This window comes from Alkalihalobacillus sp. NPDC127517 (assembly GCF_050276055.1).
In the GTDB taxonomy this organism is placed as follows: Bacteria; Bacillota; Bacilli; order Bacillales; family Bacillaceae_D; genus Alkalicoccobacillus.
Window position 1 is genome coordinate 389816 of sequence record NZ_JBNNQX010000001.1, and the last position, 17716, is coordinate 407531.

General features: G+C 41.6%; 19 protein-coding genes. 10 read left to right on the plus strand and 9 right to left on the minus strand.

Annotation, left to right across the window (positions count from 1 at the left end):
• The first annotated feature begins 278 nt into the window (after positions 1-278).
• Positions 279-1073 (plus strand): hypothetical protein, encoded by a 795-nt coding sequence (locus tag ACQKKO_RS01810; protein WP_498643732.1) that lies wholly within the window; start codon positions 279-281, stop codon positions 1071-1073.
• Between the two features lie 607 nt (positions 1074-1680).
• Here ACQKKO_RS01810 and ACQKKO_RS01815 read toward each other — a convergent pair.
• The 4 genes from ACQKKO_RS01815 to ACQKKO_RS01830 all read right to left on the minus strand — a co-directional run bounded on the left by ACQKKO_RS01815 (position 1681) and on the right by ACQKKO_RS01830 (position 5509).
• On the minus strand, positions 1681-1983 hold the full coding sequence (locus ACQKKO_RS01815; protein WP_498643734.1) for a DUF2651 family protein: 303 nt from the start codon (positions 1981-1983) through the stop codon (positions 1681-1683).
• Positions 1984-2411: 428 nt separating this feature from the next.
• Positions 2412-3671 (minus strand): C40 family peptidase, encoded by a 1260-nt coding sequence (locus tag ACQKKO_RS01820; protein ID WP_498643736.1) that lies wholly within the window; start codon positions 3669-3671, stop codon positions 2412-2414.
• 281 nt (positions 3672-3952) lie between these two features.
• Positions 3953-4903, minus strand: coding sequence for an agmatinase family protein (locus ACQKKO_RS01825; protein WP_498643737.1), 951 nt, complete (start codon positions 4901-4903; stop codon positions 3953-3955).
• A 111-nt stretch (positions 4904-5014) separates the two neighbouring features.
• Positions 5015-5509 carry a competence protein ComK gene (locus ACQKKO_RS01830; protein ID WP_498643739.1) on the minus strand — a complete coding sequence of 165 codons (495 nt, stop codon included), beginning with the start codon at positions 5507-5509 and terminating at the stop codon, positions 5015-5017.
• Positions 5510-5730: 221 nt separating this feature from the next.
• Here ACQKKO_RS01830 and ACQKKO_RS01835 point away from each other — a divergent pair, with 221 nt between their 5' ends.
• Positions 5731-6249 carry a sigma-70 family RNA polymerase sigma factor gene (locus ACQKKO_RS01835; protein WP_498643741.1) on the plus strand — a complete coding sequence of 173 codons (519 nt, stop codon included), beginning with the start codon at positions 5731-5733 and terminating at the stop codon, positions 6247-6249.
• Between the two features lie 84 nt (positions 6250-6333).
• Here ACQKKO_RS01835 and ACQKKO_RS01840 read toward each other — a convergent pair whose 3' ends face one another.
• The 3 genes from ACQKKO_RS01840 to fabZ all read right to left on the minus strand — a co-directional run bounded on the left by ACQKKO_RS01840 (position 6334) and on the right by fabZ (position 8031).
• Positions 6334-7023, minus strand: a complete 690-nt coding sequence (locus ACQKKO_RS01840; protein ID WP_498643742.1) for a winged helix-turn-helix domain-containing protein — start codon at positions 7021-7023, stop codon at positions 6334-6336.
• Between the two features lie 145 nt (positions 7024-7168).
• Positions 7169-7435 (minus strand): hypothetical protein, encoded by a 267-nt coding sequence (locus tag ACQKKO_RS01845; RefSeq protein WP_498643744.1) that lies wholly within the window; start codon positions 7433-7435, stop codon positions 7169-7171.
• Positions 7436-7599: 164 nt separating this feature from the next.
• The gene (gene fabZ, locus ACQKKO_RS01850) at positions 7600-8031 is read right to left on the minus strand and encodes a 3-hydroxyacyl-ACP dehydratase FabZ (protein WP_343131593.1); all 432 of its coding nucleotides are present in this window, start codon (positions 8029-8031) and stop codon (positions 7600-7602) included.
• A 127-nt stretch (positions 8032-8158) separates the two neighbouring features.
• Between fabZ and ACQKKO_RS01855 the strand changes: the two genes are divergently transcribed.
• The gene (locus ACQKKO_RS01855) at positions 8159-8920 is read left to right on the plus strand and encodes an alpha/beta hydrolase (RefSeq protein ID WP_498643746.1); all 762 of its coding nucleotides are present in this window, start codon (positions 8159-8161) and stop codon (positions 8918-8920) included.
• 26 nt (positions 8921-8946) lie between these two features.
• A complete protein-coding gene (locus ACQKKO_RS01860; protein ID WP_498643748.1) occupies positions 8947-9078 on the plus strand; it encodes a hypothetical protein in 132 nt (43 codons plus the stop codon).
• 919 nt (positions 9079-9997) lie between these two features.
• On the opposite strand, the gene ACQKKO_RS01865 is transcribed toward ACQKKO_RS01860, so the two are convergent.
• A complete protein-coding gene (locus ACQKKO_RS01865) occupies positions 9998-11197 on the minus strand; it encodes an NTTRR-F1 domain (protein ID WP_498643750.1) in 1200 nt (399 codons plus the stop codon).
• A gap of 1915 nt (positions 11198-13112) precedes the next feature.
• Between ACQKKO_RS01865 and ACQKKO_RS01870 the strand changes: the two genes are divergently transcribed.
• The 6 genes from ACQKKO_RS01870 to ACQKKO_RS01895 all read left to right on the plus strand — a co-directional run bounded on the left by ACQKKO_RS01870 (position 13113) and on the right by ACQKKO_RS01895 (position 17419).
• The gene (locus tag ACQKKO_RS01870; RefSeq protein ID WP_498643752.1) at positions 13113-13268 is read left to right on the plus strand and encodes a hypothetical protein; all 156 of its coding nucleotides are present in this window, start codon (positions 13113-13115) and stop codon (positions 13266-13268) included.
• Between the two features lie 524 nt (positions 13269-13792).
• Positions 13793-14719 (plus strand): ABC transporter ATP-binding protein, encoded by a 927-nt coding sequence (locus ACQKKO_RS01875; RefSeq protein ID WP_498643754.1) that lies wholly within the window; start codon positions 13793-13795, stop codon positions 14717-14719.
• On the plus strand, positions 14720-15514 hold the full coding sequence (locus ACQKKO_RS01880) for a DUF2705 family protein (protein ID WP_498643756.1): 795 nt from the start codon (positions 14720-14722) through the stop codon (positions 15512-15514).
• Between the two features lie 36 nt (positions 15515-15550).
• Positions 15551-15940, plus strand: a complete 390-nt coding sequence (locus tag ACQKKO_RS01885) for a GntR family transcriptional regulator (RefSeq protein ID WP_498643758.1) — start codon at positions 15551-15553, stop codon at positions 15938-15940.
• A complete protein-coding gene (locus ACQKKO_RS01890; protein WP_498643761.1) occupies positions 15927-16625 on the plus strand; it encodes an ATP-binding cassette domain-containing protein in 699 nt (232 codons plus the stop codon). Before ACQKKO_RS01885 ends, ACQKKO_RS01890 begins: the two co-directional genes overlap by 14 nt.
• Entirely contained in the window at positions 16622-17419 is a 798-nt protein-coding gene (locus ACQKKO_RS01895; protein ID WP_498643763.1) for a hypothetical protein, read from the plus strand. Before ACQKKO_RS01890 ends, ACQKKO_RS01895 begins: the two co-directional genes overlap by 4 nt.
• 67 nt (positions 17420-17486) lie before the next feature.
• Here the strand turns inward: ACQKKO_RS01895 and ACQKKO_RS01900 are convergent.
• Positions 17487-17716 (minus strand): hypothetical protein (locus ACQKKO_RS01900; protein WP_498643765.1); only part of this gene is annotated, 230 nt, incomplete at its 5' end.

Here is a 17716-nt window from a genome sequence, read left to right on the forward strand (position 1 = left end):
TTAATTTCAATTTTATTACACCCTCTTCTGTTTATTTTTAAAACGTTCATAAAGAATACTTATCTTATTCTACATGAATTGGCATAATCCTTTGTTGAGTCAGGGTGTGAAATTTCTTAAGATCTTGTGATGCCTCGCCCCAATTCTCAAAACGTAAACGCTAACTGTGGGTGAGAGGAATTTGACGATTGATAGAGAAATAGTTTTATATGACTTTTTGAGGAGTGATTTTTGTATGTGTGGGATTCAACTCTAGCTATTTAGTAAGAGATCAGGACTTGCCTAAACAACGCCTGGCTTTGCAACAAAGGATTGAGGATGACTTACTTGCGGATGAACACATTATTGGTGGCTTTTATGGGGGCTCAATTGGAACGGGTTCTACAGACATCTATTCTGATATTGATGTGCGTATTGTTGTGAGTGATGATCAGTATGAACGCTATCGATCGGCTAAACGAGAGCGTGCTAATGGGTGGGGAGATGTGCTCTTTTTTGAGGATTCACCTTGGACTAATTATAGTGTGGCTCACTATGAAACGTTTATAAAGGTAGATTCTTTTTATTATCGGAAGCGGGATCTAGTAGCATCTGTATGGCTTCAAGACAGTAAGATTGTGTTGGATCGAGATGGATTCTTGCATGAGCTCGTTGCAGAGTCGAGGACATTGCGTTATGAGCCAAGTGTGGAAGAAGTCATGGTGTTGCAAACGAAGTTTCTCGCCCATTCTCATGAGGTCTATCGACGCGCGAGACGGGGTGAGTGGAATTATGCTCTCAGCTGCCTGAATCAGTTACGAATGATTGTTGTGACAGCCTGGTATATGGATAAAGGAGAGCAACCAAATACATTAGGCGATTGGGCCAAGTATGAGGGGGAGCGGAGTCTGTTGGATCAGCGGCAGCTTGAGGTGTTGGCTGAGTGGGATGGTTATCGAGACGAAGGTGATGTGATGAGGAAGGTGCGGATGATATACGGTGAGTTTAAGACCGTGCACCGGAGTTTGTGTGAGTGTGTTGGGGTTGATGAGGAGAGTGAGAAAATGGATCGGGTGATGGGGATGGTTTTGTAGTGCTGTTTATACTAACTGTCAGCTTGATTTTAATTAGTGCTTAACTGAAGTAGATACACGTTTCAATTGGAACATAAAGGGTAAAGTGTAAATAAAAAGGACGTGATTCCTTATGGACGATCCGAAAAAGATTAAGGACCCAAAATCTCCATCACAGAAAAAGATGTTCATTGCAAGTACGTTAGGGGTAATAAGCGGGGCTATCATCTACACCTATTTGCTTTAACTTGAAACCAATCTGGTGAGAGCGCCAGATTGGTTTTTTTGTTTTAAGTGAACTTGATCCTGAAAGAAATAAGGAATAAAAATGCCCATTTTCATCACTGCATTGAAGTTTGTGGGGTTATTCAAGAAGAATTGGGTGCTGAGCAAGGACTTCGGTTGTTTTACCAAGCTGGGCGAGGTGTTAGCAAGAGGAATGGTGGTTTTAGTAAGCCTGGAGCGGATTCTATCAAGAACTAGGGTGCGTTACCAAGGTCGGAGCACCTGTTAGCAAGGTTGACCCTCTGTTACCAAGACCCAAGTTCAGGATAACAAGAACTTTCTCCACCGTAGCAAGAGCATTGTTCTCTTAACCAAGACTCCCCTGCCCCCCTCCCTCTCAGACTTAATTCTCGTAAGCTTTAATAGACAAGCTCAAGATAACGATCACAGAAATGGCAAGTGAAATCAGAGGAAATATGATATTCCAAGAGGTGAAATTGATACTAGTCCCAGGATAATAATATAGATCGTACCATATTTCGTAACTCAGATTTAAAAGTAATGTTATGACAGGAGCAATCCACATCTTCTTGAAAAGAACTGACACAAATACCCCTATTCCTATAACCACAAGTGGAACAATAAACAATTGCATTAGAAAAGGATCAATGTTATCAATAATGCTCAATTTATAAGCTCCTTTCATAAAACATGAGTCACCCTTATAATATCCTTATTTATCCATGCATTCAACGAACTATTTATTAAGATTAGGTTATGTTTTCTCGGTTCAATATAATAAGGAATAAAAATGAACAGTGGGTCTATTCAAGAATAATTGGGTACTGAGCAAGAACTTTGGTTTTTTACCAAGCTGAGTAAGGCGTTAGTAAGTGGAATGGTGGTTTTAGTAAGCCTGGAGCGGATTCTATTAAGAAGTAGGGTGCGTTACCAAGGTCGGAGCTCCTGTTAGCAAGATTGACCCTTTGTTACCAAGACCCAAGCGCCTCATAACAAGCACTTTCTCCACCTTAGTATGAGCTTTACCCTCTCTACTAAGAACCCGCTCCCCCTCTCAATCCAACCCAAAAACCCCCTCCGACACTATCAGAGAGGGTTTAAATAAACGTTTAATTAAAAGCGCTTTGCACCGAGGTAGCGTGGTTTCCAATAGCTATTGTCCATGCTTGTGATGGTTACGCCTGAGCTCGATCCTGAGTGGATGAACTGGTTGTTTCCGATGTAGATTCCGTTATGTGATGGGCCTGCTTTGTATGTTTCGAAAAAGACGATGTCTCCGACTTGTAGGGAGGATACGCTTTTTCCAGCACTGTATTGTGATGCTGCGGTTCTTGGAACTGAGATGCCTTGTTGTTTGAAGACATATTGAATGAATCCGCTGCAGTCAAATCCGGATGGTGTGCCACCGCCCCATTTGTACGGAACGCCAATGTGCTTAGATGCCTCGGCTACGATGTTTGTTACGGTTGCACCTGAGTTATTGTTGTTTGAGACTGTTTCGTTTTTTACTTCGGTGTTAGGCTTGTACGTTGAGCCTTGTCCTAGTTTTGCGAATGTTTTTGGTCCAGCAATTCCGTCTGCTGTCAGTCCATTAGCACTTTGGAATTTGCGCACAGCATCGCGTGTGTCATTTCCGTAGTAACCTGTTGGATTCTGGTTGAATACACCAACTGAGCGTAGTTGTGATTGTAGTTCTGTTACAGCTGCGCCTCTGCTTCCTACACGTAGGATGCTTGATGTTGCAGATGGGCTTGTGTTGGTGTTCTTTGTTGTTTGATTTGATGGTGCTGGTGCTTTTGAGCCACCTGTGTTATTTAGTGCAGCGAATGTTTTTGGACCTGCGATTCCGTCTACTTGCAGGCTCTTATTACGTTGGAACGACATCACTGCGTCTTTTGTCGCATTGTCGTATTGTCCGTTTGGTTCTTTATTTAGGAAGCCTGCGGAACGTAATTGAGATTGTAGTTGTTTTACTTGGTTGCCACTTGATCCAACACGTAGAATCCCTGAATAAGAAACGTTCGTGTTTGAAGACGGGGACGTTGAAGTTGCTTTTTGAGACGATGATCCGCCTTTAAGCGCACCGATTGTTTTTGGTCCAGCAATCCCGTCTGCGGATAGACCGTTGGCTTGTTGGAACTTACGAACAGCATCCGTTGTGATGGTTCCGTAGTATCCAGTTGATTTTTCGTATGTAAAGAAACCTTTTGACTTTAATTCATCTTGAAGCTGAGTAACGTCTGAGTGACTCATCCCTTGGCGAAGTGTCTGATCTCCTAGTGCTGCGTCAGCAATGGTTGGAGCGGCAAGTACAATTCCTGTAGCGACAGTTGTTGTTAATACGGCCTTTTTCATCTTAGTTGCTTGGTTCAAAAAAAGAACCTCCTCTAATCTAGTTTATATAGTATGTTTCGGCTGCGTGAGTCTACTGCGTCTAAAGTCCTATTTATTCCCGCATAAAATTATTACAAAATAAGGGATTAAACTCGAATATAAGCTAAATTTTACACGAAATTTGTCTTTCAATCTATCATTGTAACGAAACTGTAATATTACATTTTCAAATGAATGGAGAGCCTTCATGTCGCGGTTTAGAAGATATATGAACACACTAAAAAATCCCCCAGCGAGGGGGTCATGATGCTCGTCTTTATTTATTCTTTATATTTGATATGTCCAGCTAGAGCGTAAAGGGCTAGAGTTGAGGCAAAATGGGAGGAAATATCGTTTGCGTCCTGCTGAGGATACACTTCAACAAAGTCCATTCCAACAAGTCCTCTTGATGCAAACTCATAGACAAGTGTCAGTAATTCATAGCTTGTGAGACCATTTACATCGGCAGGTCCTCCTGGATTAAAGGCCACATCCAAGACATCACTACAAATGGATAAATAGACAAGGTCCACATTGGCACTAGCCATGTCGTATAACTCTCCTGCGAACTCTCGTAAGTCAGTCGCTTCGCGAATTTGGTTCACTGTGACTGTTTTTGCACCAGCCTCTTTTGCATAACGTCCGGTTGCCGGCTTATTACGTGGTCCGTGAATTCCTGTATGAATGAGACTTTCATTCACGACGCCGTCCAGCTCATATAATCTAGCAAACGGTGTGGAGCGGGCATACTTTTCGCCTTCATGGTGAGGCATGTTGTCATAATGCGTATCAAGGTGTAAGATACCAATTTTCTTATCTGGGTAGGCTTCGGTTAAACCTCGCACGATCGGATAGGTAATCCCATGATCGCCACCAAGCGCGATTGGAAAAGCCTTTGTATTCCAGACATCCTTCGCAAAGTTTGCAATGCGGTTCATCGTCTCATCTACGTCGGCCGGAACCACATCCACATCCCCTAGATCTGCTAGCGTTAGATGTTCAAAGACATCAATATGATCAAGCTCTGGTAAGTAACCCGAGTAACGACCCGAGCATAAGCGCATCACCTTAGGACCGAGCTCACATCCCGTATAATCTCCCCAAGTCACAGCGCCTTCCCATGGCACACCATAAATCAGCACATCCGCCTCATCATAGGAATCGGTTGTTCCATTAATTGCTCCGAGAAAGGGCGGGGTATTTCCGTACAGCATTGAATTGTTGGTAGACATCCACTCATCCTTTCCTAAAAACTCTTTGCTCCTTACCCGTTCTACCTATTATTTAAACGTTTGTTTAATAAAAAAATGGTACGGAAACATTTAGTCCGCACCATTTCGTCTTTAATTAAAGTTTTGTAGGAATGCTTGACACCTATGTGCTTTTGTTAGGGCATGGAGGAATTGCGAGTGGGATATTTCAAGGAATATCTTTGTTCGGTCACGGAAGATCACTTGAGTTCCGTCCTTTCCCTCTTGCACATTCCCATCGCTTGATACGATATGCCTTGGGAAAAACCACTGGCACTTAGGATTAGAAGGCGAATGCGTAGGTGCGGCGATGATGGCTTGGCTTTCACTGATTAGAATAGGAGGCTTAGATTTTATCCCTAAGCTTGCTACGCTAAATTTGGAGCGCCCATCATAGCTTGAGCCATTTGATAGACATGCTGTTTCAATAAGCTGAAGAGGCGTCTGTTTGACGTAGTATGTTCGATTCGGCTCCATGATCTTTGTAGAGTATTCAATATCGTGATTAGGTTTGATCAATAATGTTTGTGGACCAATTCCATAATCATCAGAGTAATGAATGATAGATTGATTATTTGCTTCGGTCATTTTTAAATTTCCTCCTCGTACTTTTTTGAATTCATGCGTTTTTGATTATTTTGAGCTGCATTTGATCGCATTCTTCTGTAATTTCTGAGGTAGTTTACTTAAAACGTACGAAATAATCTTCTTGTTTCCCCTTTTTGCCCACATGCGTAAAACCCAAAACTCTCTTAATCTGAATTTACCGCGGAATCCATAGAAAGCGCGCTTTCAGTTAGGTCTATAAAATGAATGCTACGTTTGAACATGTATTAGCCCAATATACACCACTTATTAAGAGTCAGATTAAAAGACTAAGCCTCATGCAACATTACGATGAAGCCTATCAAGTTGCCATGATTGCCCTGTGGGATGCATACCGCCGCTTCACACCTGAGAAAGGCGAGTTTGCAGCGTTTGCCCAGCTGCGGGTTCGCGGTGATCTCATTTCATACGTACGTAAAGAGATTCGCAATACAGAACGGTTTGTTCTGACAGATGAATCAACAGAACATCTGCTAGAGAATCTTTCTGTAGAAGATGAATACGAGAGCACCGGTTCTCACTTCACTCCTTTCTTAAACCAATTATCACCACGCGAATTGCTGTATGTGGAACAGGTGCTTATTCAAGGAAAAAGCATCAAATCCTTGGCTGCTCGGCACCAGGTCACGGTGAACACTGTCGCTAGCTGGAGCAAAAGCGCGCGTCGTAAATTACGAGAAATGGGTAAGGTTCTCGGAGATCCACGAAAAACGAAAGATTAACTTTCATTTTGTAATTCAGTTAAAATTATACTGATCTGTTCGATATCGTGCAATCTATTTTATCGAAATATTCTGCCAAATTATCTAACAATAGAAATCATGGATGGTATATCCCACCCCATGAATGGTCTGAATAAAGCTAGGGGCTCCTTCTTTTGGAGGGAGTTTCTTTCGAATATTACTAATGTGAACCATCACTGTCCCGGAATCATAGGGCTTATCGTCTCCCCATACATGGTAAAAAAGCTGGTCTGAGCTAAAGACGGTGTTTGGCCTGTACGCAAGGAATGTAAGGAGTTTAAACTCTTGGGCTGACAGATCAATCGGCTTGTGATGATGCTGGACTTTCTGTGAAATCAGATCAATGAAAAGACTATCAAGTTGGAGTTCACACTGCTTGTGATCTCGCATTCTTCGGTAATGATTTAAATGTGCTTTAATCCGTAAGAGTAGCTCCACGTAAGGGATTGGTGCGCTAATAAAGTCATTCGCACCTGCTTCGACTGCTTTTTGCATCGTGCACGACTCTCCAAGAGTCATGATGATGGGAATTAACGTCTGTTTGCGAAGCAGTGTACATAACTCTAGAGGCTCCCCGTCCAGTATCCTCTCTCCGATTATGATTAGCTTTGGTTCCAGCATCTCCATCACTTTTTCAAGCGCTAGGTCACTTCGTTGCCTGATAAGAATAAACTGTTCGGCTTTTGCATCCTGGTCCAACTTGTCGTACAGATCATCACTGTCATCTATTAAAAGAATTTGCTCCCTTGCCATCTTTCTCTTCCCTCGCTTCTATTTTTTTATAGTATACCTGGTAGTGATGGATTTTCATAGTAATAACAGGGACTTTTGTCACAAAATAGTTGCCTAATATCATAGGAAAAAGACCCCTGTATATACAACAGGGGTCTTCTGCCATCTATTCGTCTGATTGCTCGTCCGATTCGACCGAGCTACCTTCCATTCGTTCATCATCATTATCCATTAACTGTTCATCCGACGATTCCGTTTGAAACTCCTCTTCATCCTCAGCCGATTCTGGCTCATCAAAGGTTGCCGGATCCTCAATGCTATCGCGGTCATTACTATTGGTTGATGGAGTATCCTGTCCATCATCATCTCCACATGCGCCGAGAACAGCTACAGAAACAAGGGCTGCGGCTAGAATGCCTGTTGACTTCTTCATACGTTGACCTCCCGCAGTGCGTAGTTGTTTTTGATCAGGTTATATCTTACCAACGCCTGCGCCAGTCGTCTATTAAACAAGTCACACTTATACATTCTTTTGCAGGGTCACACGGTCTCACACATTGCACACATCCAACGAATCACGGCTTAACTAAGTGTCAATTAACTGTTTTGTTGCAGGGCAAACGTCATGTCTGCTTCTACTGCTACTTCCCCGTTTACCGTCGCGACACCATGCGCTTTAGCTACAGGGCCTTTTAAACGAGTGATCTCTACTTCCAGACGAAGCTGGTCGCCCGGTTTTACCTGACGTTTGAAGCGACACTTTTCAATGCCTCCAAACAATCCAATTTTCCCTTTGTTCTCTTCCTTTGTCAGAATCGATACCGCTCCTGTTTGTGCAAGTGCCTCTAGAATTAGCACACCTGGCATCACAGGATAGTCCGGGAAATGCCCATTGAAAAACTCTTCATTCGCTGTTACATTTTTGATCGCAACGGCACGTTTGCCCTCTTCTACCTCATCTACACGGTCAATCAATAAAAACGGATAGCGGTGTGGAATGATCTCTTTAATTTGTTCAATCGTTAACATCATCAACATCCTCTCATACTTGTTATCACAGGAAATTATATCACATTCAGGTTCCAAGCGTTTTTACATGAAAAGAATGGCAGATTCAAGTACGATAACCCTATCAACTAAAAAGGGAGCGATGACATTGGCTAGTTTTCACGGACACTTTGTACCAGAATCACTTGGCATGCAAACCGGACTACAGATTATTCTTCCCGAACACACGCAAACCACACAACCTAGAAGGACTCTCTACCTTTTACACGGACGAGGCGATAACGAAACCAACTGGGTCAGACGCACCGCAATCGAACGATACGCCGATACATTTGGCATCGCTGTCATTATGCCAAACGCTGACACCAGCTTCTACACAGACATGGCCTACGGCAAAAACTACTGGACCTACATCTCAGAAGAACTCCCCCACATTGTGAATACCCACTTTAAAATTGAAACCAGTCCCGAGCACACCTACGTCGCCGGCCTCTCCATGGGCGGATACGGCGCATTCAAGCTCGCCCTAAATCACCCAGACCGCTTCCGAGCAGCCGCAAGCTTCTCAGGAGCACTTGACGTTCGAGGCTTAATGAGCGCCGTACCAGAAGACCAGCAAGACGAACGCGAACGAAGCCTTACCAGCATCTTCGGCCATAATCCAGACCTTGAAGCCATCGGTGCCGACCTCTTTTCATTAGTCACTAAGCACCAGCAAGCAGGACGTGCGCTGCCTGAGCTCTATCAATACTGCGGCACCGACGACTTTCTGTATGAGATGAATAGTAGGTTCCGCGATCATCTAAAGAATCAAGGGGTCGATGCGTATTACGAAGAGGAAAAAGCAGATCATACGTGGGATTACTGGGATTATTGTATTGAATCGTTTTTGGGGAAGATTTGTAAGTAAGGAGACAACGCTTAGGCGTTGTTTTTTTGTGGGTTGGGGTAGGAGTTCTTGGTTGTGGTGGATTGGAGCTTGGTGATGGGCTGAGAGTTCTTGGTGTTTGGTTGATCGTTCTTGGTATAGAGGGTGTGGGCTTGGTGTTTCTGTTTTGGGCTTGGTAATGCGTGTGGGGTCTTGGTATTGGTGTTATTGATCTTGGTTGAGACTTAGATTTCAATGCACTTAGAAAAATGAACATTTTTCATCCTCATTTGGTGGTGGTTCTTGGTTGTAGAGGCGCGGAGCTTGGTAATTCTGTGAGAGTTCTTGGTTTTTGGTTCATCCTCCTTGGTATAGAAGGTGCGTTCTTGGTATTTCTGTTTTGGGCTTGGTATTAGGGGTCTTTTCTTAGTGGAATTGGCTGGGGGCTTAGTGATTTGGCGCTTTCTCTTGGTGTTGGGTTCATCGCTCTTGGTAACGCATGTAGGATCTTGGTATTGGTGTTGTTGATCTTGGTTGAGGCTTAGATTTCAATGCACTTAGAAAAATGAACATTTTTCACCCTAGTTCGGTTGTGGTGGGTGAGAGCTTGGTTACGATTTGAATGTTCTTGGTGTTTGGTTCTCCCTTCTTGGTATAGAGGGTGCGGTCTTGGTATTTCTGTTTTATGTCTTTGTAGGTGTTACACTCCAACCATCAGCTTGGTCCATTTGTAGAGTTGTTTAAACTCTATCTCATATCTTCCAATTTCAAATGAAACTTCTATCCCTTTGAATTAATAGGCTTAGTCTTGTCAGCGAGTTTTTCTAAAACAAATTAATCTTCCATTAATGATAGTTCATGCAATTTTTTAGACGACAGAATGATACCTCCAGCTGCTCTTGTTATTCTGTAGAACGTTCAAGACTCGTCGATCCTTAATATTAAATGTTCTACCTTAAAAATCGATAAAAAGAATGTTGCATTATACTTATCATTTTATTCTTTATGACTTTTTTATAAGTGATAAAACAATTCATACAATAAAAAAGTAGCTACGTTTTTCTTCATAGCTACTTTTTTTAGATTAAAGTTTTACAAGAATTAAATGATCTATATAAGTTAACTTATACCTAACCCTGCACTTGCATATCCTGCAACAGCATTAACTAAGCTAACCCCCGCAGCCGTTGCTGAGAAAACAATTAAAAGACGGTCTCCTGCAGTTACTGGAATGGAGAGTCCTGTTGCGTTACCAGTAGAAATAGTTCCAATAGACACTAATCCTGTTAATGGTGGTGTCAGCGTAACAGATGCTCCAGGTATTGCTGTTAGGATGTTTGTAGCTGCCGGTCCTGGTGAACGGAAAACTTGCGCTGTGATCGTTACTGTAGTACCAATTAATGCTAGTGCAGCAGTGGTACTGAATAAAGCCGATAATGAAGTGATTACTCCATCCCTAGGTACGATAAATGCAAAGTTTAGTAAGGTACCTGCAGCTCCAGTTAAATCTAGAGTGTTGCCTCCTAATAAACTTAATCCTGTTACAGAGTTACCAAACCCAACAAGACTTGTAGTACCAGCTAATCCCCCAAGAACTGTAGTTAAGGCAGTTGGAAGACCAGATGCAAACGGAATTATCGCTCCGTTTCCAGCTATTCCTGTGGCTCCCGTTGGTCCTGTGACTCCCGTGGCTCCTGTTGGTCCCGTTGGTCCTGTTGGTCCTGCGACTCCTGTCCCTGCTGCTCCCGTTGGTCCCGTTGGTCCTGTTGGTCCTGTTGGTCCCGTTGGTCCCGTTGGCCCTGTTGGTCCTGTTGGTCCCGTTGGCCCTGGAGGTCCACTCGGGACAAATAATTGAGTGGAAGAAATCAGTGCAACATCATCAATGACAATGTCAGATCCACCAACAACAGGGGTAATAGTGAAAGTAATGGTTGCTGAGGCTGCTCCCACTGGTGCGATAGGAGTGGTTTCATACACAGTTAACCATGTTTCGTTTTCAACAACTGGTAAACCAGACGTTTCAATGACCACCGAAGTAGTCGCCCCTACAGCATTAAAGAGTGCATCGAAAAATTGGACTGTTAAAACCACCTGTGGAGATGGAAGTCCAGTTGTTCTCGCCAGTGAGGCCAATACCTCAAAGCTCTCACCTGGTTCTATCGCAACATTTTGAGAAAGACTGGCACCTGTAGCACTAGAAAGTTGAACCGCATAGAGACCTGTATGACTAAATGACGTAGTAAGAAAACCATTTGTAACAACCCATGGAACCAATGTTCCCGTTTCAAAACCACTGTTTAAAAGACGGTTTATTAACATCTTTACCTCCTCAGTTACTCCAATAATTTTAGAGCTTTGATATCTTATGGGAAAGATAGACGTTGGAAACTCGATATGCCTAACTGCATGTATAATTCAGCATATAGATGGATAGTAAATAACTTAGTAAGACATGTATCAAAAATACTTGTAATAGCTATTAGGGGTTGCCCCTCAACATCATCTTTTTAGAATAGACATCACTTGTAAACAAAGAGTTTACAGGAGTAAATAGGTCAACGGCTGCCAGGATGATTTTAATCAGTCACTGTTGCGGTTTATGTAAGTGCCAAGAACTTATGCTGTGTGATTTTTCTTCCAACTTTAATTGGGTGAACTAGAAGATACCCTAAAGAAGAAGTAACTTAGGGCTCGAGACTTATAAAAATTGTATCTCTTATTCATACTACTAAATGGCATTCAATAGATTTCAATAGTTGATATCAACTTCACATCATTAATTAATAAGTCCGATTTAGAGAGCCTTTTACCTGCTATTTCAAATTCTATAATGAGAGAAACTGCGTTAAAATTTGCACAATGAATGTATTCTTCAAAAATTACACACTTACTGGATGTAGCAAACTGGTCCGAAGAGATTTCAATTAAAGTTACTGTATATATTGTGCTTCCTTGGATGTCTCTATATCCAACGTTAACTCTTATTGACGGAAGAGGTCCGTAACTATTTGAAGATAAAGAGAAGATTAATTTATATTTATTAAAAGAGAGAACTGGAACGATTTGATAAATGGTCGACCCTATTTCAGAAGGTAATACAGCACAATAGTTTCCATGAATTTCAGTTATTTTTGCACGATCACTTATCCATGGAAATAAAATTCCTCTTTTAAAATTACCATTAGTAATAAAATTCATTTACATATAATGTGATCCTTCCTAAAGAATTTAAATTTGTATTTCCTTTACTAATATATTCTTTAGAAAACATTTGTGTCTTAGATCTAATTTCTTTTAAGAAAACGACAATCACTGTAACTTAAATGGCTTACGGTGAATAAAATAATGTTAGTACGTTCTTACATCAATTTTTCTTTGGTGTATGGCTTCTCCTCTACATTTCCCCTTAATAGGAGCATTAAGGGGAATTTGTTTAATAAAAAACTTCTTACAAGAAGAAGGGTTCTAAATATTGTTATGTAGAATGATATTTTATACTCAGTACAACAAAATAAAAGCCAAAAGTGAGGGAATATTAATTGATTTCCGCTCCCTCGATCAAATTGGTGAATAAAGCCGACTGAAGGAGGTTATGCTCTCATTGTACGTTCTAAATGAAGTCGCAGATTAATTTCGGTCTTTTTCGAAGATGCCCATTTTCCTCTTTTAAGTCACAAGAACGCTTTTAGAGATCTCGCTTATTCTTGTCCTCAGGCATTCCCCATTCCGACAAACGTTGTACCTTAAACCTTCTTCTTATCTCTCCACCCAGTTGTGGAGCATCTGTTCAGTCATATCTAATTTTCTAACTACTTAAGCTACCCGTTTTCCAGCACCTTCTCACCATTTCAACTGTTTGAATCTTGAACTCTACCTCGTATGTTATTTCATTCATAGACACTCCTAGTAAATTGTTATGTGCATTATACTGAATTAATCCAAATTTACCGCGGCCTTTTTTTTGACTAGCATCACTTTTACTAGTGGAGGTTGCGGGCTTGTTGATTTGGTGCTTTCTCTTGGTGTTTGGCCATTACTCTTGTAAAGAGGGTGGTGGCTTGGTATTTGTGCTGTTGTTCTTGGTTGAGACTTGAGGTCAAATGTACATCGAAAAATGAACATTTTTCATCCTTATTTGACTTTGGTTCTTGGTTGTGGCTACTTTGAGCTTGGTTTTGCTCTGAGAGTTCTTGATGTTTGGCTCGATGTTCTTAGTATAGAGGATACGTTATTGGTGTTTCAGTTTTGGGCTTGGTATCAGGGGTCTTTTCTTGGTGGAGTTGGCTGGGGGCTTGGTGATTTGGTGCTTTCTCTTGGTATTGGGTTCATCGCTCTTGGTAACGCATGTGGGTTCTTGGTATTGATGTTGTTGTTCTTGGTTGAGACTTAGATTTCAATGCACTTAGAAAAATGAACATTTTTCACCCTTATTTGGTGGTGGTTCTTGGTTGTAGAGGCGCGGAGCTTGGTAATTCTGTGAGAGTTCTTGGTTTTTGGTTCATCCTCCTTGGTATAGAAGGTGCGTTCTTGGTATTTCTGTTTTGGGCTTGGTATCAGGGGTCTTTTCTTGGTGGAGTTGACTGGGGACTTGGTGATTTGGTGCTTTCTCTTGGTGTTTGATTGATCATTCTTGGTAACGCATGTGGGATCTTGGTATTGATGCTATTTTTCTTGGTTATTGATGTGTTTGTTCTTATCTTGGTATCCCGTTCAGTGTCCCATCTCCCTCACTCACCCCATATTCGTAAAAAAAGGTTTTTTATTCCTTATTTTCTTTAATCCCTTCCCACACCTGCATCTCCCCCTCTTCGCTATCGCCTATTTTCAATTTTTTCTCCAAATACTGGTTGCACATTTTTATATCATGGTGTACTATGCAAGTAATACACCAGAACAGAATAGGGAGTGGAGAAAATGGGAGATCAATTAGCTCGGCCTTTGGTTGTCGAGAATGTAAGTAAAAGTTTAGGTGGAAAGAAGATCATTAAGAACATGTCTTTTTCTGTGGAAGCCGGAAAAATTTACGGATTTCTTGGACCAAACGGCTCGGGGAAAACAACAACGATTCGTATGATCGTCAGCTTAATTAGTATGGATGAGGGCGATGTGAAGATTGGTGGCCACAGCATCCGTACAGAACGGGAGCAGGCTCTCTCCAAAATTGGTGCAATTGTTGAGAACCCGGATCTGTATGAGTATATGTCCGGTCGCAAAAACCTCATGCATTTCGCACGGATGTCCAAACAGAAGATTTCTCCTGAACGTATTCAAGAAGTGATTAACATGGTTGAGCTTGATCATGCGATTGATAAAAAGGTCAAAACGTACTCTTTGGGGATGAAGCAGCGTCTGGGGATTGCGCTCTCCATTTTACATGAGCCTAGTATTTTAATCTTAGATGAACCGACAAACGGACTCGATCCAAAGGGTATTCGTGAATTGCGTTCGTATCTGAAGGATCTTGCACGTAATGCGGGTGTTGCGATTCTTGTATCGTCCCACCTGTTATCAGAGATTGAATTAATGTGTGACCGCGCCATCGTCATCAAGGCTGGCCAGGTCATTAACGAACTGGCTGTGAGTGACCAAGAGCAAGGGGCTCATCAGGAAGTGGCGGCTGTATTTGAAGTCACTCAACCGAAAAAAGCGGAAGAAATCTTGGCTCAATACGGAACCGTGCGTAAAGAGGAGAAGAATTTAGTGCTCGAGGCAACCACAGTTGAGCAAGTTCCTTCTATAGTAATGGCCCTCGTCAAGAATGAGGTTGGTATTTATCATGTGTCCTACAAGAAATCACTCGAAGATACGTATCATTCGTTAACAGAAAAGGAAGTGATGTAGATGTTTCTTTCATTAATGCAGAATGAGTGGACGAAGGCATATTATCGAAATAAGTTTTTGATCTTTGGAATTGTGATGCTTTTCTTAATTGCAGCAGGTGCTGGTCTTTCTTACTTTGTTACGAACTACGATTTTGGGGGAGAAACACTCCCGTCATTATCGGCTCTAGAATTTGCCATTGGTTCACTAGACAGTCTAGCCATGATTGTTCTAGTTTTCTCTACAATCGTATTAATCTCAAGTGTTACTAGTGAGTATAAGAGTGGTACAATGAAGCAGTTGTTAATCCGCCCGATTAGTCGTACCAACATCTTGCTGTCAAAATGGATTACTACTTTTTTAATTAGTATTTTCTTTCTAATAATATTAGCTACTGTAAGCTACCTTATTGGAAGCATAATTTATGAGAATGAAACATCGTTTATAAATGCCATTTCTACTTTAGGCTTGTGGATCCTATACAATATACCAACTTTTTTCTTCTATCTAACATTCGGTCTTTGTATCGCTGTTGCGACTAGAAACTCTGCATTATCCATTTCATCTGTTATTGTTTTATACTTTATCGGAACCACTATTACTCTTTTCCTTCTACGTTTTGATTGGGTAAGATACTTAATTACAGCGAACCTTACACTTCAGGAGTATAGTTCAAATGACTATTTGAATTTTGGAGGAGAACCTATCATGGGTGGAATGAGTCTTGGTTTTTCCCTAGCAGTGATCGCGGTTTACTCCATCATCCTGTTGGTAATCGCTCATCTTGTCTTTAAAAAGAAAGACGTTTTATCATAAAAACAGCTTAGTTAAACAGAAAGGGGTGATCTCTAGGTGACGATTGAGTTTGACCCGTCAAAGCCGATCTATCGGCAAATAGCGGATTACTATTATCAGAAAATCAGTAATGGCGAACTCCGCCCTGGGGATAAACTTCCCTCAGTCAGAGAAACGGCCCAGTCCTTACGTGTGAATCCAAATACCGCTTCACGGTCCTATCTTGAAATGGATCGTGAGGGGGTTACTTTTACGAGAAGAGGCCAGGGAACTTTTGTAACAGAGGACGAAGAGGTGGTAAGAGAATTGAGAGTACAATTGGCACAGTCTCACATTCAAGAAATGATTGATTACCTATATAAGCTCGGGTTTTCCAATAACCAAATTAAAGATCAGCTTCATTCGTTACTTGAGACGCAGGAGGACGAACCAGATGCAGAAAATTGAAATCACTCAACTATCCAAGTCATACGGGCGAAAAGAAGTACTCCGAGATTTGAATATAACGCTTGCGGGCAACCGCATCTATGGCATCATTGGAGAAAACGGAACAGGAAAATCAACGCTCCTTCGCATGATTAGCGGACTGGCGCGCCCCTCAAAAGGAAGCATCTCTGTTAATGGCCATACCACCGCAGAAGGTCGGCGGAGCCAGGTTGCTTATCTATCCGACCAAGAGATGCTGGACGGCTTCTCAACACTTGAGTACCAAATTCAATTTCACGAAAAAATGATTCCTAACTTCCAAGTAAATCGCGTGTATGAAATGTTAGATATGATTAAGCTGCCGGTCGATGGGAAAATTAAAAATCTATCCAAAGGTCACCGCAACCTATTTAATCTTGTGTTGACGCTCGCGAACCCAGCACCCGTTCTTATCATGGATGAACCACTCTCCGGAATTGATACGAATAAGAAAGAAGATCTCTTGCATTTGCTTTCTTCCTTTACATTGGATGAGGAACGACTGATCCTGTTCGCCACGCATGAATACGATGAAATTGAATTTTTGATTGATGGACTAGTCGTAATCAAAGGCTCTAGCATCGCGTATTTCACAGAGGATCTTGAAGAAATGCGGATAGAGCAAGGTAAAACGGTTCAAGAAATCTTTAAGGAGGTGAGCAAATGACCTCGTTTCTTACACTATTAAAACGTGATCTAAGATTGCAAGTGCCGATGATGTTGATTTATTCTGCGGTGTTGGTGTTGATTGCGATTTTAGTGACAGGATTTGCGATGAAATATGATGAAAGTCTGTTCGGGTTAATCGTCTTTTTCTATCTAGTTCAATTTCTTTTTTTAGGAATCGCCTTGCCGATTAATGCAATTTGGAAAGAATGGCGTATGAAAACAGTCGCTCATTGGTTAATGCTTCCGGCTTCTGTTCATAAGAAGATTTGGAGTAAAACTTTGTCTGTTGTCATATGGACAGTTTATATCGTAGTGTTTGTTATTGTACTTTGGGCCATAACGGGATTAGTTGGTCAGACACCTATACACGCAGGGTCATTTGACCTATTAAAATTTGTTTTAACTAGTGGTCTATTGATTCTTATCCCTGTCGCAATTATTTATCAAATTTTTGTAACGTTCCCTTACTTTTTTGGTGTGATTATGTTTAAAGGGGAGGGTGGTTGGAAAGGATCTATTTTTGCGGTGTTCACTATCTTTTTCTTCATTTTTCTGTACCCTTTAATTTATGCGTATAACCCTCTTAACTTACTTGAGCTGGGCCCTATCTACTTAGATGCTAACTTCACGCAGGGTGAGTTCTCTTTTAGTGATAGTGACTTTTCATTCACCACAACAGGGAATCCTGACGAAGCCATTTATTATGTAAGTAATTTAATTTTTGATTTACTGTTATATTCATCGTTTTACTTCCTTTCCTGGTGGTATCTCGCTAGAAAAGTAGAGATTTAATCGTTGAGGCTGTCCAGGTGGGCAGTCTTTTTTGAGGTTTAGTTGGGCGGGGAGTAGATTTGTTGGTTCATTGTTGATTCCTTCTCCTCTTTGTTGATTTTCTGCTCTCATTGTTTATCCCGCTTGCTCTTTGTTGATCCTTCCCTCTCATTGTTGATTTAGCACCTTCTCCGTCGATTCCGCCGCTCCGCCCCTCCCACAAATCGAGTAGGAGGATAATCATTAATTGATTATCCGACCTCTCACACCACCGTACGTACGGTTCCGTATACGGCGGTTCAATATCTTGCGTACGCA

What these genes read in the sequence shown, in the direction of transcription:
- ACQKKO_RS01875 (WP_498643754.1), top strand. Translation starts at nt 13,793, where the DNA reads ATGGGAGATCAATTAGCTCGGCCTTTGGTTGTCGAGAATGTAAGTAAA.
- ACQKKO_RS01845 (WP_498643744.1), bottom strand. Translation starts at nt 7,435, where the DNA reads ATGAAGAAGTCAACAGGCATTCTAGCCGCAGCCCTTGTTTCTGTAGCT.
- ACQKKO_RS01880 (WP_498643756.1), top strand. Translation starts at nt 14,720, where the DNA reads ATGTTTCTTTCATTAATGCAGAATGAGTGGACGAAGGCATATTATCGA.
- fabZ (WP_343131593.1), bottom strand. Translation starts at nt 8,031, where the DNA reads ATGTTAACGATTGAACAAATTAAAGAGATCATTCCACACCGCTATCCG.
- ACQKKO_RS01890 (WP_498643761.1), top strand. Translation starts at nt 15,927, where the DNA reads ATGCAGAAAATTGAAATCACTCAACTATCCAAGTCATACGGGCGAAAA.
- ACQKKO_RS01840 (WP_498643742.1), bottom strand. Translation starts at nt 7,023, where the DNA reads ATGGCAAGGGAGCAAATTCTTTTAATAGATGACAGTGATGATCTGTAC.
- ACQKKO_RS01865 (WP_498643750.1), bottom strand. Translation starts at nt 11,197, where the DNA reads ATGTTAATAAACCGTCTTTTAAACAGTGGTTTTGAAACGGGAACATTG.
- ACQKKO_RS01835 (WP_498643741.1), top strand. Translation starts at nt 5,731, where the DNA reads ATGAATGCTACGTTTGAACATGTATTAGCCCAATATACACCACTTATT.
- ACQKKO_RS01830 (WP_498643739.1), bottom strand. Translation starts at nt 5,509, where the DNA reads ATGACCGAAGCAAATAATCAATCTATCATTCATTACTCTGATGATTAT.
- ACQKKO_RS01815 (WP_498643734.1), bottom strand. Translation starts at nt 1,983, where the DNA reads ATGAAAGGAGCTTATAAATTGAGCATTATTGATAACATTGATCCTTTT.
- ACQKKO_RS01895 (WP_498643763.1), top strand. Translation starts at nt 16,622, where the DNA reads ATGACCTCGTTTCTTACACTATTAAAACGTGATCTAAGATTGCAAGTG.
- ACQKKO_RS01825 (WP_498643737.1), bottom strand. Translation starts at nt 4,903, where the DNA reads ATGTCTACCAACAATTCAATGCTGTACGGAAATACCCCGCCCTTTCTC.